The organism is Xanthobacter aminoxidans, from assembly GCF_043193615.1.
In the GTDB taxonomy this organism is placed as follows: domain Bacteria; phylum Pseudomonadota; class Alphaproteobacteria; order Rhizobiales; family Xanthobacteraceae; genus Xanthobacter; species Xanthobacter aminoxidans.
Genome location: NZ_JBAFUS010000001.1, coordinates 1,155,098 through 1,171,630, shown reverse-complemented (window position 1 = coordinate 1,171,630; position 16,533 = coordinate 1,155,098). Strand labels below are relative to the sequence as shown.

The following is a 16,533-nucleotide window of genomic DNA, read 5'->3' as shown; positions in this document are numbered from 1 at the left end:
TGGTCTTTTGCGCGTGGTGCCTCAGATGGCTCGGCTGGCCTTGAGCGCGGCGATTTCCTCGGGCGAATAGCCGAGGCCCTCCAGCACCTCGCCATTGTGCTCACCGAGCAGCGGCGGCGGCGAACGCAGTGCGCAGGGGGTGCCGGAATACTTCACCGGAAAGCCGAGCTGGGGAATGGTGCCCTCCACCGGATGCTCCATGGACATCAGCATCTGCCGGTGTCGGGCGTGGGGATCGGCGAACGCCTCCTCCATGGAGAAGACGGGGCCGAAGGGAATATCGGCAGCCTCAAGTTCCGCCACCCATTCGTCGCGCGTCTTGCGGGCGAACAGGGCGGCGAGGACGGCCTTCTGCGCCGCCTCCCGCTCGCCCTCCGGCCACTGCTCGTCCTTCAGCGCGGGAAGGCCCACGGCGTCACAGAAGCGGTGCCAGAAATGCGTCTCGATGAGGCCCAGCGCCACGTGCTTCCCGTCGGCGCAGGCATAGACATTGTAGCAGGGCGCCTGGCCGATGAAGGGCCGCTCGCCGCCCTTCGGCTCGATGCCGGCGAAGAGATGATCGGCGCCGTGCAGGGACAGCCAGGACATGGCGCCGTCATGCATGGACACGTCCACGAACTGCCCGCGCCCGGTGGTCGCCCGCGCCAGCAGCGCGGCGAGGATTCCCGTGGAGGCCATGAGCGAGCCGCCGCCCACGTCGGCGATAGAGAGGCCCGGCACGATGGGGCCTTCCCCCGCCTTGCCGAACAGCTGCAGCGCGCCGGCCTCGGCGAGGTAATTGAGGTCGTGCCCCGGCTTGAGCCGGCTCGGCCCGTTTTGCCCGTAGCCAGAGATGGCGCAATAGACGAGGCGGGGATTGATCTCGGCGAGGGCGTCATAGCCGAGGCCGAGGCGGTCCATGACGCCGGGGCGGAAGCCCTCCAGCAGCACGTCCGCATCCTTCACCAGCTTGAGGAGGATGGCGCGGCCGTCTTCCGATTTCAGGTTCAGCGTCAGGCTCTTCTTGTTGCGGTTGAGCAGCAGGAAGGAGCCGGATTCCGCCCGGTTCAGCGGCGGGAAGGTGCGGTTGTAGTCGCCGCCCCCGGGCTGCTCGATCTTCAGCACCTCGGCGCCGAGGTCGGCCAGCATCAGCGAGCAGAAGGCGCCCGGCAGCAGGCGGGTGAGGTCCAGTACCTTCAGGCCGGCGAGGGCCAAGGGGGCGGATGTGGCGGTGAGCGCGTTCATCTCTGGTCTTTCGGATCAGGCGGCGGTCCAGCCGCCGTCCACCGCCAGCGAGGCGCCGGTGATGTAGGAGGCGGCGGGCGAGGCGAGGAACAGGCAGGCGCCGACCAGCTCCTGCGGATGGCCGAAGCGGCCCATGGGCGTGCGGGCGGTAACGCGCTCGGCGAGCTTGGGGTTCTGGCGCATGCCCTCGGTGAGCTCGGTTTCGAAATAGCCGGGGCCGACGGCATTCACCCGCACGCCCTTCTTCGCCCATTCGAGCGCGAGCTGGCGGGTCATCAGCTCCACCCCGCCCTTGGCGGCGCAATAGGCAGTGGTGCGCGCCAGCCCCACCTTTCCGGCCACCGAGGTGATGTTGACGATGGCGCCTTCGCCTTGGGCCAGCATCACGCGGCCGGCGGCGCGGGCGGCGAGGAACACGCCGGTGAGGTTGGTCTCCACCACCTCCCGCCATTCGGCGAGGCTCGTGTCCTCGGCGGTCTTGTACCAGGGGTTGATGCCGGCATTGTTGACCAGCACGTCGATGCGGCCGTGGCGCTCTACCACCGCGCGGGCCAGCGCCTCCACGTCCGCCTCGCTGACCACGTCGGCGGCGATGCCCTCGGCCGATCCGCCCTGAGTGGCGATCGCGGCGGCGGCCTCGGCCAGCGTCTCGACGCTGCGGCCGGTGAGCACCACATGGGCGCCGGCGGCGGCAAAGCCCTCCGCGACGGCGCGGCCGAGGCCCCGCCCGCCGCCGGTGACGATGACGATCTTGCCGGCAAGGCCGGGCATGGGCGCGGGATGGGGCAGGGGAAGGGCGAGGCCCATCACGCGGCCCTCACTTCCGGCAGGGCCTTCGCGGACGCGGCACGGGCGAGCCGGCGCGCGATGTTCCAGCGGTGCACCTCGGACGGGCCGTCATAGATGCGGAAACCGCGCACGTCGCGGAAGATACGCTCCACCTCCGTGTCCCGCGTCATGCCGAGGCCGCCCAGCACCTGGAGCGACCGGTCCACGATGCGGAAGATGGCTTCGGAGGCGAACACCTTCACCATGGAGCTTTCCACGTTCGCTTTTTCGCCCTGGTCCAGCAGCCAGGCGGCGTGGCGGATGGCGAGGCGGGTGGTGTGGAGATCGATCAAGTTGTCGGCCAGCATGAAGCCGACACCCTCATGGGACAGGAGCGTGCCGCCGAACGCCTCGCGCCGGCCCGCATAGTCGGTGGCGATGTCGTGGGCGCGCCGCGCGGCGCCGAGCCAGCGCATGCAGTGGGTGAGCCGCGCCGGCACGAGCCGGGCCTGCGCGTAGCGGAAGCCCTCGCCCACGACGCCGAGCACGTCGGACGCGGGCACGCGCAGATTCTCCAGCGCCACTTCCGCGTGGCCCCCGGTGAAGGAGCTGTCGAGGGTGTCGAGCGCCCGCACGATGCGTACGCCCGCCACCGGCAGGTCGGCGAGGAACATGGTGGCCCCCACGTCCCGCCCGTCCACGAGGGTCCGTGCCATGATGATGGCGAAGGCCGCGCCCTCGGCGCCGGTGATGAGCCATTTGAGGCCGTCGATGACGAAGTCGTCGCCGTCCTTCACCGCGGTGGTCTTGAGCAACGAGGGGTCCGCTCCGGCGCCGGGATGCGGCTCGGTCATCAGGAAGCAGGAGCGCGTCTCGCCCGCCGCCATGGGCGCGAGGTAGCGGGCCTTCTGCGCCTCGCTTGCCACCTCGGCGAGAAGGTGCATGTTGCCCTCGTCCGGCGCGGCAATGGCAAGCGCGATGGGGCCGAGCATGGAATAGCCCGCCGCCTCGAACACCACGGCCTTGCCGAGGTGGGAGAGGCCGAGCCCGCCCCAGGCCTTCGGCACGTGCGGGCTCAGCAGCCCGGCCGCGTGGGCCTTCGCCACCAGATCACGCCGCAAATCGTCGGTGGGGCCGTGGGCGGTGCGGCGCGGGTCGGCCTCGAAGGGCAGCACCTCCTCGCGCACGAAGGCCGCGGTGCGGGCCTCCAGCGCGGCGAGATCGGGGGGGAGCACGAAATCCATGGGCCTCGCCTTCAGAAGGTCTTGTCGTTGATGATGTCGAGGGTGAAATCGAACAGCGCCTCGGCGAGCGAGCCGAAGCCGGCATAGCGCGGGTCCGCCGTCTCGCCGGCGAGGTGCCGCGCGTGGAGCTGGTGGAACACCACGCCGAGCTTCAGCATGGTGAGCACGCGGTAGACCTTGAGCTGGGACAGGTCGCGGCCGGTGGCGCGGGCGTACGCGTCCGCCGCTTCGGCCCGTGTCAGGAAGCCGGGGCGGGCCGTGGGCATCTGCGCCAGCTCGTGCATGCAAGGCGGGTCGCCGGCCTCGGTCCAGTAGCTGAGCAGCGTCGCGAGATCGAACAACGGGTCGCCCCGGGTGCCCATGTCCCAGTCCACCACGGCGACGGGTGCGCGGGTGGCGGGGGCCAGCAGCACGTTGTCGAGCTTGAAATCGTTATGGAGAAGGGTCGGCGCCTGCGCATCCTCAACGTCCGCAGCAGCGAGCCAGTCGGCCACGGCCCGGGCGGCGGGAGAGAGGGCGCCCTGCGCCACCCGCTCGGCCCGGCCGATCCATCCCGCGGCGGTGCGGGCGAAGAAGCCGGCTGGCAGCCCGAGGTCGCCGAGCCCCACGCGGGCCGGGTCCACCCGATGGATGGCGGCAAGCGTTTCGACCAGCATGCGCGAGAGCCCGGCACCGGTCTCCACGGTGGCCGGAAAAGGGGCGAGGCTGTCACCGCGCAGGGCGACGCCGGGGCGGAATTCCATGAGCTGGAACGGCGCGCCAGCAACGCTGGCGTCGGCACACAGATGCAGGCTGCGCGGGGCGAGCGGCAGCTCCCGCCAGAGATTTGAAAGGATGCGGTGCTCGCGCGCCATGTCGTGCGCGCCTGGGGGCAGGGGGCCATCGGGCGGCCGCCGCAGCACGGCCCAGCCGTCCGACACGCGCACGAGAAAGTTCAAATTGGCAAGGCCGCCTGTGAACTGACGGGGCACGAAGGCGGGATCGAGACCAATGCCGTGGGCCGCCAGATGACGCCCGATCGCCGCCCAGTCGAGCCCCCGGCTTTCGGCTGCGCTGCGCAGGGCGACACCGGCCGGCGCAGCCAGGTCCAGCACGGACGCGCCGACGTCCCCCTCTGCGGTGCCCCCGCCTTCCAGCACGTGAATAGCCTCGACCATGGACGCGTCGCCTCGTTTTTGTCGGACTAAAATTGTCCGACTGAAATCGTGCGGTCAAGCGAAAATTTTCCACCAGCTGCCCGCCTCAGGTGGAGGAAATTGCGATAATTTATATGATAATCAGTGTATTGGTTGGAAATTACGTCGTCTTGATACGGAGATTGACGGCGCGGCAAATTTGGATTTATGGTCCGATCATCAGATAAAGATGCCGGACCAGAATTCCGGCCTGGAGGATGACGCCATGCCTCAATGCTTCAGCCCGCGGCGCCGGAAATCCGTCGCGCCGGCCTGTCTCCTTGCCCTCGTCGCGACGCTTGGTTTCGCCGTGCCGGCGGCCGCCCAGCAGGCGGCTCCCGTGGCGACGGCCGGTGCAGCGATGGAGCAGTTCGTGCCTATCGCCATCTATCGCACCGGCCCCTACGCGCCGGGCGGCTCGGGCATCTACGGTGCCTATGCGGACTATCTTGCGCTGGTGAACGCCCGCGACGGCGGCGTGAACGGCGTGAAGCTCGTCTATGAGGAGTGCGAGACCGGCTATCAGCCCGACCGCATGATCGAGTGCTATGAGCGCCAGAAGGCGAAGGGGCCGACCGGCGCCGCGGCCTTCACGCCCTCCGGCACGGGCGGCGTCTATGCCCTCATCGACCGCATGACGGCGGACAAGATTCCCTCCGTCACCATCGGCTACGGGCGGACCGATTCCTCCGATGGCCGGGTCTTCCCCTATTTCTTCCCGCTCATCTCCAATTACTGGAGCGAGAACACCGCCACCATCCGCTACATGGCCGAGCGCGAGGGCGGGCTGGAGAAGCTGAAGGGCAAGAAGATCGCCAATGTGGTGATGGACTTCGCCGCCGGCCGCGAGACCCAGGCCATCCTCGATGCCCAGGCCAAGCGCTACGGCTTCGAGGTGACGACCTTCCCCATCACGCCGCCCGGTCTCGACCAGCGCGCCGTGTGGCTGCAGGTGCGCCAGTATCGGCCGGACTGGGTGCTGTTCCGCGGCTGGGGCGCGGCGACGCCCACCGGCATCAAGGAAGCCGCCCGCGCCGGCATCGCCCGCGACCGGATCATCGGCTGGTGGTGGTCGGGCTCGGAGGAGGACGTGACGCCCGCCGGCGACGCGGCCAAGGGCTTCATCACCGCCCAGTTCCACGCCACCGGGCCAAACTATCCGGTGTTCGAGGACATCAAGAAATACGTCTACGCCAAGGGCCAGGGCAATGTGGAGGAGAACCGCATCGGCTCGGTCTACTATGTCCGCGGCGTGCTTCACGGCGTGGCGGTGACGGAAGCCATGCGCACCGCCATGAAGAAGTTCGGCAACCGTCCGCTCACTGGTGACGAGGTGCGCTGGGGGCTCGAGCATCTGGTGATGACCAGCGATCGCATCAAGCAGCTCGGCCTCGAGGGCCTGATGCCGGAGATCAAGGTCACCTGCGCCGACCACGAGGGCGACGGCGCCATCCGCTTCCAGCAATGGGACGGCGCCAAGTGGGTGATGATCTCCGACTGGATCAAGTCCGACCAGTCCATGGTCCGGCCGCTCATCGAGGCGTCCGCCGCCCAGTTCGCCAAGGAAAAGGGCATCACGCCCCGCGACTGCGCCGGCGAGACGAACTGACCTCGCAGGCCCCGTTCAGCCCTGATCCGTGACCTGCCGCGCGCCGGGCTGCCAAGCCCGCCCGGCGCCCGAGCCATCCCTTGGGAGAAGCACGCCATGAGCGCGCAAGGCCCCTTGCTGTCCGTCGCCGGCATCGAGGTGATGTATTCCCGTCTGGCCCTCGTGCTGCGCGGCCTCACGCTCAGCGTCCCGCGGGGCGGCATCGTCGCCCTGCTGGGCGCCAACGGGGCGGGCAAGACCACCACCATGAAGGCTATCGCCAACCTCCTGCGTTCCGAGCGCGGCGAGGTGACGAAAGGCGCCATCCACTATGACGGTGCGCGCATCGACGGGCTCGACCCGTCCGACCTCGCCCGCCGTGGCCTTTCCCTGGTGATGGAGGGCCGCCATGCCTTCCCCACCCTGTCGGTCGAGGACAATCTGAAGGTCGGTGCCTACTCCCGCAGCGACGGCGCGGTCGCCGAGAGTCTCGAACGCGTCTACGCCACCTTCCCCCGCCTGAAGGAGCGGCGGCATCAGCCGGCCGGCCTCCTCTCTGGCGGCGAGCAGCAGATGTGCGTCATCGGCCGCGCCCTCATGGCCCGGCCGCGCATGATCCTGCTCGACGAGCCCTCCATGGGCCTCGCGCCGCTGCTGGTGGAGGAGATCTTCTCCATCATGCAGCAGCTGAATGCCGAAGCCGGGGTGACCTTCCTCCTCGCCGAGCAGAACGCCGCCGTGGCGCTGCGCTACGCCACCTACGGCTATCTCGTGGAGGGCGGCCGGGTGGTGCGCGAGGGGCCGGCGCGCGCGCTCGCCGCCGATCCCGAAATCCGCGCCTCCTATCTCGGGCTCGATGCCTCCGCCGAAGCGGATGGGGCGAGCCTTGCCGCCCGCCGTCGCCCGCGCTGGCTCTCCTGATCCTCCATGGACGAAGGGATTCCTCCTGCCATGAACCGCGCCTTCGACCATGCCTCCGGCGCCGCGGAACGGGCCGATCCTTGCGCCGCGGACACGCTGCCCGGCGCCCTGATCGCCACCGCCCGGCGCCATGCCGCGCGCCCGGCCTTGCGCCACAAGGTCGGCGGCATCTGGCGCACCTGGACGTTCGCCGAGTATCTCGCCCGCACCGCCGCCATGACCCGACTTCTCGATGGCGCAGGCTTCACCGGCGAAGGCCTGCTCGTGACCGTTGGCGAGAACCGGCCGGAGCTCTACGCCGCTGCCCTCGCCGCGCAGGGCCTCGGCGCCGCGGTGATGCCGGTGGGTCCGGAATTCCTGCGCCGCTTCGGCGCGCCTGCGGTCGATCCCGCCCTCGTCCTCTGCGAGAATGAAGAGGCAGCCCGCGCGTGGCGGGCCGCCAGCTGCTCGCCCGCCATCGTGCTGCGTCTCGACGAATGCGCGCCATCGCCGGAGGCCGCCCAGGACGAGGCCGTGGCCTGGTACGCCTGGCGGGCCGCCACGGTCGACGGGAGCCGAACCGCTCTCATTCTCCACACCGCCGGTGTGGACGGGCCGCCCCGCCCGCTGGTTCTCACCCACCGGCGCCTCCTCGACGCCGGCGCGGCGGCCATGTCCCGGCTGCAACTTTCGCCCTCCGACCGGCTCATGGCGTTTTTGCCCGTTTCGGGCATTGCCGACGCCGCCGGCAGCCTGGTGCAGCCGCTTCTCTCGGGCTGCTCTGTCCATTGCGTGGAGGGACCGGCGAGTTTCCCCAACGATCTGAGGGAAGTGGCCCCCACGGTGCTGGCCGCGCCGGCGCGCGTGTTCGAGCTTCTGGTGAGGGACGCCGGCGTTCGCCTGTCCGCAGGCGGGCCGCTGGTGCGCGCCCTCGCGCGGGCGAGTGAGAAGGGTCTGCCGGGCACCGGTCTCGCCTTCGGAGCGCCGCTGCGCAACACCCTCGGTGTCGGCGCCTGTCGTCTGGCCTTCGTCTCCTCCGGCATCCTGGACCCCACCACCACCAGCCGCCTCGCGGCCTACGGTCTGCCGCTCGATGCGGACCTTGCCCTCGCCGACGACGGCAGCCCCCAGTCCCGCGCCGGTGCCCCGGCCGACGATGCCCATCTGCTGAGGTCCGTGGAAGCCGTGCTCCGGGGCGAGGCTGTCATTGATCGCGCCCGCGTCACCCGCGTTCCCGGCGGCCTCAGCACCCGGATCGCGCTCGCGCCGTCTGCTGCTGACGCAGAGGACACGGCCACCGCAAAGAGCCGGGCATCGGCCGCGGTGGAGCGGGTGAATGCACGGCTGGCTGCGGAATTCCCCGGATCGTCCCTGGCCATCCGCGCCTTTGAACTGGCCGCCGATGGTTTCGGTCCACAAGAGCTGACGTTGGAGGGCGAGGTGCGCGACGCCCCGTTCGCGCCGGTTGGACGCGAGACGCAGGCAAGGCCGAGGGAGCGCGCAGCCCGCTCGCGCGGCCCCGTGCTCATGCAGGTCAGCGGCGTCGCCGTCGCCTTCGGCGGGGTGAAGGCGCTCACCGACGTGTCCCTCGCCATCCATGAAGGAGAAATCCTCTCCATCATCGGGCCGAACGGCGCGGGGAAGACCTCGCTGCTCAACGTCATCAACGGCGTCTACCACCCGCGCTCGGGAACCATCACCTTCGCCGGCAAGGAACGCGCCCGCATGCGCCCGGCCTTCGCCGCACGCTCGGGCATCGGCCGCACCTTCCAGCACGTTTCCCTCTTCAAGGGCATGAACGTGATCGACAACGTTCTGGTGGGCCGCGCCGCGCGCTTCGAGGGCTCGCTGCTCGGCAAGCTCCTGCGCCTCTCCTCCACATCGGCGGAAGAGCGGCGCGAGCGGGAGGCGGCGGAGCGCATCCTCGCCTTCCTGGAGCTGGAGTATCTGCGCAAGGCGCCGGTGGCCAGCCTGCCCTACGGCATCCAGAAGCGGGTGGAACTGGCCCGCGCGCTCGCCACCGAGCCGAGGCTCCTGCTGCTCGACGAACCCATGGCCGGCATGACCCACGAGGAGAAGCGCGACATGTGCGGCTTCATCCGCCGGGTCAACGAGAGCTTCGGCACCACCATCCTCATCATCGAGCACGACATCGGCGTGGTGATGGGCCTGTCCGACCGCGTCGCGGTCCTCAATTACGGCCGCAAGATCGCCGACGGCACGCCCGACGTGGTTCGTGCCGATCCCCAAGTCATCGCCGCCTATCTCGGCTCCGCCGCCCTCGGCGAAGCCGCCTGAGGGAGAACACCATGGGCGACTTTTCCTTCTTTCTCGAAGTGGTGGTGGGCGGCCTCCTGTCGGGCGTGATGTATACGCTGGTGGCCTTGGGCTTCGTGCTCATCTTCAAGGCCTCGGGCGTGTTCAACTTCGCCCAGGGCGCCATGGTGCTGTTCGCCGCGCTCACCTTCGTCGGCTTCCTGGAATTCGGCCTGCCCATGTGGGTCGCCTTCCTCCTCGCGCTCGCCGCCATGCTGGCGCTGGCGGTAGCCATCGAGCGCACGGTGCTGCGCCCCCTCGTGGGGCAGGACCACATGATCCTGTTCATGGCCACCATTGGCCTCTCCATCTTCCTGGAGGGCTTCGCCCAGCTCATCTGGGGCACCAAGGTGCGCGGGCTCGACCTCGGCATCTCCGACGAGCCCATCGAGATCGGCGGCATCTTGATCTCGCAGTTCGACCTCTCCGCCGCGCTCATGGCCGCGGTGCTGGTGGCGGTGCTGTCCGCCTTCTTCTCCTACACCAAGGTCGGGCGTGCCCTGCGGGCGGTGGCCGACGACACCCAGGCGGCACAGGTGGCGGGCGTGCCGCTCGGCTTCATCTGGGCCGTGGTGTGGGGCGCCGCGGGCTTCATCGCGCTCGTCGCGGGCCTGGTCTGGGGCGCGCGGCTGGGCGTGCAGTTCGCTCTGACGCTGGTGGCGCTCAAGGCGCTGCCGGTGATGATCCTCGGCGGGTTCAACTCCATCGCCGGCGCCATCGTGGCGGGGCTCGTCATCGGCGTCAGCGAGAAGCTCGCCGAGATCTATCTCGGGCCCTTCGTCGGCGGTGGCATCGAGAACTGGTTTCCGTACGCACTCGCCATCGCCGTCCTGCTCATCCGCCCCGCCGGCCTGTTCGGCGCGGCGCGCATCGCGAGGGTCTGACCCATGTTCCACCGTGACGCCGGCGCGCTGAAGACGTCCTATGGCGAGGAGCAGGCCATCTTCCCCGTGGCCCTCGACCGCTGGGCGGTGGTGGCCCTGGTGGCCGCGGGGGCGCTCGTGGTGCCGTTCGTGGCCGGACCCTACTGGCTCGGCTCCATCCTCCTGCCATGCCTAGTCCTGTCGCTCGCGGCGATCGGGCTCAACATCCTCACCGGCTATGCGGGCCAGCTCTCGCTGGGCTCCGGCGCCTTCATGGCGGTGGGGGCCTATGCGGCGGTGAACCTCGTCATCCGTCTGCCGTGGCTGCCGTTCCCGGTCTCCTTCGTGCTGGCGGGGATGGTGGCGGGCGCCGTGGGGCTCGCCTTCGGCCTCTTGAGCCTGCGCATCCGCAGCTTCTACGTGGCGGTGGCGACGCTCGCCGCCCAGTTCTTCATCGAATGGATCTGCACCCACATTCCGTGGCTCGTGCTGAACACCCCCTCCGGCGTCGTCTCCACCCCGACGCTCTTTTTATTCGGCTTCGGCTTCTCGTCCGTGCCGTCGCGCTACCTCGTCGCCTTCGTGACGGTCGTCGCCCTCGCTTTCGTGGCGAAAAACCTCATCCGCTCTTCCGCCGGCCGCGCCCTGATGGCGGTGCGGGACCACGAGACGGCCGCGGAACTGACCGGGGTCGACACCACCCGCGCCAAGCTCACCGCGTTCGCGGTCTCCGGCTTCTATTGCGGGGTGGCCGGCGCGCTGTGGGCGTTCCTCTATCTCGGCAACGTGGAGATCGAGGCCTTCTCGCTGCATCGCTCGTTCCAGATCCTGTTCATGGTCATCATCGGCGGCCTCGGCTCCATCCTCGGCTCCTTCCTGGGCGCGGCCTTCATCGTGCTCCTGCCCGTGGCCATCGCCAACGCCGCGAGCTTGTTCGGCGAGGCCCTGAAGCCGGATGTTCTGGCCAATCTGGAGCTGATGATCTTCGGGGCGCTCATCGTCGCCTTCCTCATCATCGAGCCGAACGGCCTCGCCCGCCTCGCCGTCAAGGCGAAGGACCGCCTGCGCCGCTGGCCGCTGCCCTACTGAAATCCGCGCCGCGGATGAACGACGCGCACCAACGCGCGCAAAGACCGGAGGAACACGCCATGACCACGACTGTCGGCCGCCTTGTCGTGGCGGCGATGATGACGCTCGCGCCCCTCGCCGCGCTTCCCGCCGTCGCCATGGCGGAGGAGCTGAGGCTCGTCTTCGACATCCCGACCAATCATCCGCGCGTGCCCTACTTCACGGCCATGGCGGAGGATGTGGCCCGGACGAGTTCGGGCCGGCTGACGATCGCCGCCAATCCGGGCGGCACCATCTATCCGGGTTTCGCCTCCATCGAGGCGTTGAAGGCCGGAAAGGCGGAACTCACCTTCGTCAATGCGGCCAATCTGGAGCGCCTCGATCCGCGCTTCGGCTTCGTCAACCTGCCTTTCGCCCTCGACGACACCGCCATGGCCCAGCCGGCCGCGCGCCGTGGCGTGGTGGACCTCCTCGACACGCTCGCCCAGAAGCAGGACCTGCGGGTGATCGGCCTGATGCGCGGCGCGGACCAGCTCTTCGTCTTCCGCGACAAGCGCGTCACCACCCCGGCGGACCTCAAGGGACTGAAGATCCGCGTGGCCGGGGCCGGCACCTACGAGGACATCATGCGCCGCCTCTCGGCGGAGCCGGTGGTGCTGCCCATCCCCGAGATGAAGCCCGCGTTCGAGCGTGGCGCCCTCGACGGGGTCTTCACCTCGCCCGGCGCCTGGACCTCGCAGCTCGGCATGACCGCGCCCAAGGCCACCCATGCGCCGGGGCTGATGATGATCACTTACGTGCTGGTGGCGCGGAAGGACGCGATCGATCGCCTCTCCACCGCCGATCGCGACGCGCTGCTCGCGGCGGCCCGCGCCAACATCACCGAAGGCTGGGCGCGCATGGAGGCGGACGACGCGGCCATCCTCAAGGACATGGCCGCCAAAGGCGCCGCCATCGTCACCGTGACCGATCTCAAGCCCTGGCGGGAGGCCGTCGCACCGGTCGCCGCCAGTTTCTCCGAGCGGTTCCCCGACATCTGGCGGGACTTCCGCGCGCAGATCGGGGCGGACCGCAAGTAATGGGAAAACCGATGGCATACGACTTCATTCAGACCCGCGTCGCCGGCCGAGTGGGCTGGATCACGCTGGACCGGCCAGACGCGCTCAATGCCCTGAACGCGGCGATGGTGGGCGAGATTGTGCGCGCCCTCGCCGGGTTCGGCGCCGATCCCGGCATCGGCTGCGTGGTTCTCACCGGCTCGGACCGCGCCTTCGCCGCCGGAGCGGATATCAAGGAGGCGGCGGGGCGCAGCTATCCCGAGACCTTCCTCGAGGACTTTCTCGCCTCCTGGGATGCGATCGCGCACCTGCGCAAGCCTCTGGTCGCCGCTGTGGCCGGCTATGCCCTCGGCGGGGGCTGCGAGATCATGATGATGTGCGATGTCATCATCGCAGCGGAAACGGCGCGGTTCGCCTTGCCGGAGGTGAAGATCGGCGTGATGCCCGGCGCGGGCGGCACCCAGCGCCTCGCGCGCGCCATCGGCAAGGCAAAGACCATGGATCTGTGTCTCACCGGCCGGATGATGGACGCTGCGGAGGCGGAGCGTCTGGGCCTTGTTTCACGCGTCGTCCCGGCCTCGGCGCTGCTCGCCGAAGCCCAGGCCGTGGCGGAGGGGATCGCCACCAAATCCCGCATCAGCACCATGGCGATCAAGGAGGCCGTCAACCGTGCCTTCGAGACCTCGCTGTCCGAGGGGCTCCTGTTCGAGCGCCGGACCTTCCACGCCCTCTTCGCCACCCAGGATCAGAAGGAGGGCATGGCCGCCTTCGTGGAGAAGCGCCCGCCGCAGTTTCGCGATGGATAGTGGGCGCGTGCGACTTCATCGAGGTTGCCCCGATCGGCGATGAGGTGGCGCCAAGGTCTGCCATCGCAACGCCGATCGCATGCTTCGCATCCAGTGGGCGGGGGAGGGCGTGCGCCCCCGCCGCCGAGCCGCTTCACTCCCCCGTGGCGTGGGCTTCCTGCTGCCGCTCCTTGGCGTAGCGCACCAGCGCGGCGAAGCGGTAGAGGCCGTGGACGAACTTGCCGTAGGGCATGGTCAGGAAGAAGCCGAATACGAAGCCGAGGTGAATGGCCAGCATGGTTCCCATGGCCGGCGTCGCACGCACGACAAGAAGCGCAAGCCCGGTGAGCGCGGTGCCGAAGAGCATGGCGAGGAAGGCCGCGTCCATGCCCCGGCGCGTGTCGTCCATCATCATGGGATCGCGCGCCTTCTTGGCCATGAACAGGCCGGCCGGGCCGATCACGAGGCCGATGCCGCCGAGGGTGCCGAGCACCACCGGCAGATCCCACCACGGATAGGGCGACATGCGGCCGAGCAGGTAGTGATAGAGCGTCGCCACCGAGGTCGCGGCGAAGCACAAAGCGAAGCCGTAGAAGGTGAAATGGTGGAACAGCCGGCGGTTGTCGGTGGGCTTCTCGTCCGCATTCATGCAACCGACGCCGCCGCCATCGAGATAGCGCAGCTGGCCGGCGTCCTTCATGGCCTGCCAGAGGGAGGGCGCATCGGGCGGCAGGGGCTTGCCGTTCTCCATGTCCCGCCAGAAGGCGCGCAGCCCCATGAACAGGGCCAGAAGGGCATAGATGAACACGCCGCCGAACAGCGCCACCATGGCATTGTGCGGCATGAGGCGGAAGAAGGCGCCCGGCCCCGCATGGGCGCCGAACATGACGGTCGGGTCATTGAAGGCCATGAAGCCGCCGAGGAAGGCGGCCACCGATGCCGCCGTGATGAGGGCGATGACGAGTCCGTTGCGCCGGAACAGGCCGGCCAGCGGGCGCGGCCAGGCATAATGGGCGTAGGAATCGTTGCGCACTTCGGCGAGCGTGCGCGGCACGTTCACATTGAACTCGTGCGGTGGCGAGAACTGGCAGTCGAAATAGCACGCGCCGCAGGAGTGGCAGAGGTTGGACAGGTAGTTGAGATCTCCGGCCGAGAACGCGCGACGCATCTCCATGGCCGGAAACACGGCGCACAGGCCCTCGCAATAGCGGCACGAATTGCAGACCGTCATGAGCCGGGCCGCTTCTTCCAGCGGCGAGCTGTGCGCGTTCATCTGGAATTCTTCCTTGTTGTGTGAGTTGTCTTGCATACAGCTGCGCACAGCCGTACTCCCTTGAGGGACCAGCGCGCGGAGCGCGTCGGAAAGCGGGGAGGAGCGCAATGGCGGACGCGACGGCTGGAGGAGACGATGGCCTCTCCCGCGCACAGCGCGTCTACGAGCGCCTGAAGGAGGATATCCGGGCCGGTGCCCTCAGGCGCGGCGAGCGCGTGCGCGAGGAGCAGGTGGCGCGGGCGCTGGGCGTCAGCCGCACGCCGGTGCGCGAGGCGCTGGCGCGGCTCACCGCGCGCGGGCTGATCGAGGCGACGCCGGCCGGGCTCGTGGTGGCCACCATCTCCCGTCCCCAGACGCTCGAACTCTACGCCATGCGCGAGGTGCTGGAGGGTTCGGCCGCCCGCTTCGCCGCCCAGCATGCCGCACCGAGCGAAATCGCCATGCTCGATCGCCTCTCGTCCGCCTTCGAGACGGCGTTCGGTGATGCGGGCCGGCTGGCGGAGCTGAACCGCCGTTTCCATTCGGCCATCGTGGACGCCGCCCACAACCGCTACCTCGTGCGGATGCTGGACGAGCTGAGCGATGCCCTGGCCCTGCTGCCGGGCACCACCTTCCAGCTCGCCGAGCGCGGGCCGCTGGCGGTGAGCGAACATGCCGCCATCGTCGCCGCCATCGCCGCCCGTGATCCGGACGCGGCCGAGCGTGCGGCGCGGCTGCACATCCAGCGCGCGCAGGAGGCGCGGCTGTCGCTGTTGCAGCTCGACTGAGGCGCTCCGGCTAGTTGCGCACACTGCGGGCCGCCCCGGTGCCGGCGCAGCGGCCGAACACACTGCCGATGGTCATGCCGATGCCCGCCGCATATCCTCGGCCGAGCACGTTGCCGGCCATGATCTCGCCCGCGGCGAACATGTTGGCCGCCGCTGAGCCGTCCGCCATCTGCATCCGCGCCTCACGGTCCACGCGCACGCCGAGATAGGTGAAGGTGATGCCGGGGCGCACCGGATAGGCATAGAACGGCGCGGTATCGATCGGCCGCGCCCAGTGGGTCTTGGGCGGGGTAAGGCCTTCCGTGCGGCAGTCGTCCAGCACGGTGTGGTCGAAGCTGCCGCCGGGCACGATGGACGCATTGAAGTTCGCGACGGTGGCGGCGAAGGCCTGCGGGTCGAGCCCGAGCTTGCCCGCCAGTTCCTCCGGCGTCGCCGCGCTGATGGGGGGGTAAAGCGAGGGCATGAAGGAGGTGAGCGACTTGGCGTCGAACACGATGTAGGCGATCTGGTCCGGCTGCTGGGCCACGAGCCGGCCCCAGATGGCGTAGCGCTTGGGCCAGAAGTCCTCGCCCTCGTCGTAGAAGCGCTCGGCCTTGTTGTTCATCACGATGCCGAACACGACGCAGTCGAGCCGGGTGATGATGCCGCCGTCGAACTTGGGGGCGCGCGCATCGATGGCCACCGCGTGGCACTGGGTGGGATCGCCCACCGGCTTCACACCCTTGTCCAGCAACATCCGCAGCATGGTGCCGCGGTTGTAGGGCGTGCCGCGGATGAGGAAGTTCTCCGCTGGGGGCCCCCAATATTCCTTGAGCCAGTCGATGTTGGCCTCGAACCCGCCGGCGGCCGCCACCAGAGCCCCCGCGCGCACCATGTGGCGCTGCCCGCCATGCTTCACCTGGGCGCCGAGGAAGAAGCCGTCGGCGATGTCGAGGTCCACCACCTCGGCGTCGTACAGCACCTCAACCCCCAGCCGCTCGGCGGTCTGGTAGAGGGCATTCAGCATGGAGCGGCCACCGCCGAGGAAGAAGGAATTGGTGCGCCCGAGGCTCAGCGTACCGCCGAGGGAGGGCTGGAACCGGACGCCCTGCTCGGTGATCCAGCCCAGCATGTCCTTGGACTGGGCGATCATGAAGCGGGCGAGTTCCTCGTCCGTATGGCCCTGGGTGACGCGCTTCAGGTCGTCCCAGAACTCATCCTCGGTGTAGGGGCCGGTCAGGGTGTCGGTGGCGGTGTCGTGGGCGCAGCGCATGTTGCGGGTGTGGCGCGTGTTGCCGCCGCGATAGAAGCGCGGGGCCATCTCCAGCACCAGAACCGACGCGCCGTCCCGCCGCGCGGCGATGGCGGCGCAGAGGGCCGCGTTGCCCCCGCCCACCACCAGCACATCCCAGCGCCGGCCCAGCACGGCGGAGGCTTCAGCTGCCGTCTGCGCCTCGGCTCCCTCTCGCGTCATCCGCTCCTCCACCCGTCTCGCCATACGCCCGGTCATGGTTGCATTCTATTG

The 16,533-nt window shown here is 69.3% G+C and carries 14 protein-coding genes; 8 read left to right on the top strand and 6 right to left on the bottom strand.

The window, feature by feature from the left end; all coding sequences use genetic code 11:
* Positions 1 to 21 precede the first annotated feature (21 nt).
* Genes V5F74_RS05320 through V5F74_RS05305 form a run of 4 tightly spaced genes read right to left on the bottom strand, consistent with a single transcriptional unit; the run spans position 22 to position 4,393 of the window.
* Complete coding sequence (locus V5F74_RS05320; protein ID WP_394006697.1) at positions 22 to 1,224, bottom strand: CaiB/BaiF CoA transferase family protein; 1,203 nt, start codon at positions 1,222 to 1,224, stop codon at positions 22 to 24.
* 15 nt (positions 1,225 to 1,239) lie between these two features.
* Positions 1,240 to 2,031: an SDR family NAD(P)-dependent oxidoreductase gene (locus V5F74_RS05315; protein WP_394007476.1), complete on the bottom strand. Its 792-nt coding sequence runs from the start codon at positions 2,029 to 2,031 to the stop codon at positions 1,240 to 1,242.
* Positions 2,031 to 3,236, bottom strand: coding sequence for an acyl-CoA dehydrogenase family protein (locus V5F74_RS05310; protein ID WP_394006695.1), 1,206 nt, complete (start codon positions 3,234 to 3,236; stop codon positions 2,031 to 2,033). The genes V5F74_RS05315 and V5F74_RS05310 overlap by 1 nt, the downstream gene beginning before the upstream one ends.
* A gap of 11 nt (positions 3,237 to 3,247) precedes the next feature.
* Entirely contained in the window at positions 3,248 to 4,393 is a 1,146-nt protein-coding gene (locus V5F74_RS05305) for a phosphotransferase family protein (RefSeq protein WP_394006693.1), read from the bottom strand.
* Positions 4,394 to 4,637: 244 nt separating this feature from the next.
* On the opposite strand from V5F74_RS05305, the gene V5F74_RS05300 reads away from it, so the two are divergent.
* From V5F74_RS05300 to V5F74_RS05270, 7 genes are all read left to right on the top strand, one after another.
* A complete protein-coding gene (locus V5F74_RS05300) occupies positions 4,638 to 6,020 on the top strand; it encodes an ABC transporter substrate-binding protein (protein ID WP_394006691.1) in 1,383 nt (460 codons plus the stop codon).
* 96 nt (positions 6,021 to 6,116) lie between these two features.
* The gene (locus tag V5F74_RS05295) at positions 6,117 to 6,920 is read left to right on the top strand and encodes an ABC transporter ATP-binding protein (RefSeq protein ID WP_394006689.1); all 804 of its coding nucleotides are present in this window, start codon (positions 6,117 to 6,119) and stop codon (positions 6,918 to 6,920) included.
* A gap of 30 nt (positions 6,921 to 6,950) precedes the next feature.
* On the top strand, positions 6,951 to 9,197 hold the full coding sequence (locus V5F74_RS05290) for an ATP-binding cassette domain-containing protein (protein WP_394006687.1): 2,247 nt from the start codon (positions 6,951 to 6,953) through the stop codon (positions 9,195 to 9,197).
* 11 nt (positions 9,198 to 9,208) lie between these two features.
* Positions 9,209 to 10,099, top strand: coding sequence for a branched-chain amino acid ABC transporter permease (locus V5F74_RS05285; RefSeq protein WP_374253456.1), 891 nt, complete (start codon positions 9,209 to 9,211; stop codon positions 10,097 to 10,099).
* Between the two features lie 3 nt (positions 10,100 to 10,102).
* On the top strand, positions 10,103 to 11,167 hold the full coding sequence (locus tag V5F74_RS05280; RefSeq protein ID WP_394006684.1) for a branched-chain amino acid ABC transporter permease: 1,065 nt from the start codon (positions 10,103 to 10,105) through the stop codon (positions 11,165 to 11,167).
* A 59-nt stretch (positions 11,168 to 11,226) separates the two neighbouring features.
* Positions 11,227 to 12,225, top strand: coding sequence for a TRAP transporter substrate-binding protein (locus V5F74_RS05275; protein WP_394006682.1), 999 nt, complete (start codon positions 11,227 to 11,229; stop codon positions 12,223 to 12,225).
* Positions 12,226 to 12,236: 11 nt separating this feature from the next.
* Entirely contained in the window at positions 12,237 to 13,010 is a 774-nt protein-coding gene (locus V5F74_RS05270) for an enoyl-CoA hydratase (protein ID WP_394006681.1), read from the top strand.
* 133 nt (positions 13,011 to 13,143) lie between these two features.
* Here the strand turns inward: V5F74_RS05270 and tcuB are convergent, their stop codons facing one another.
* On the bottom strand, positions 13,144 to 14,262 hold the full coding sequence (gene tcuB, locus V5F74_RS05265; RefSeq protein ID WP_029877386.1) for a tricarballylate utilization 4Fe-4S protein TcuB: 1,119 nt from the start codon (positions 14,260 to 14,262) through the stop codon (positions 13,144 to 13,146).
* Between the two features lie 107 nt (positions 14,263 to 14,369).
* On the opposite strand from tcuB, the gene V5F74_RS05260 reads away from it, so the two are divergent.
* Positions 14,370 to 15,029, top strand: a complete 660-nt coding sequence (locus V5F74_RS05260) for a GntR family transcriptional regulator (RefSeq protein ID WP_374253448.1) — start codon at positions 14,370 to 14,372, stop codon at positions 15,027 to 15,029.
* A 10-nt stretch (positions 15,030 to 15,039) separates the two neighbouring features.
* Here V5F74_RS05260 and tcuA read toward each other — a convergent pair whose 3' ends face one another.
* Positions 15,040 to 16,482 (bottom strand): FAD-dependent tricarballylate dehydrogenase TcuA, encoded by a 1,443-nt coding sequence (gene tcuA / locus V5F74_RS05255; protein ID WP_051679093.1) that lies wholly within the window; start codon positions 16,480 to 16,482, stop codon positions 15,040 to 15,042.
* Positions 16,483 to 16,533: the final 51 nt, after the last annotated feature.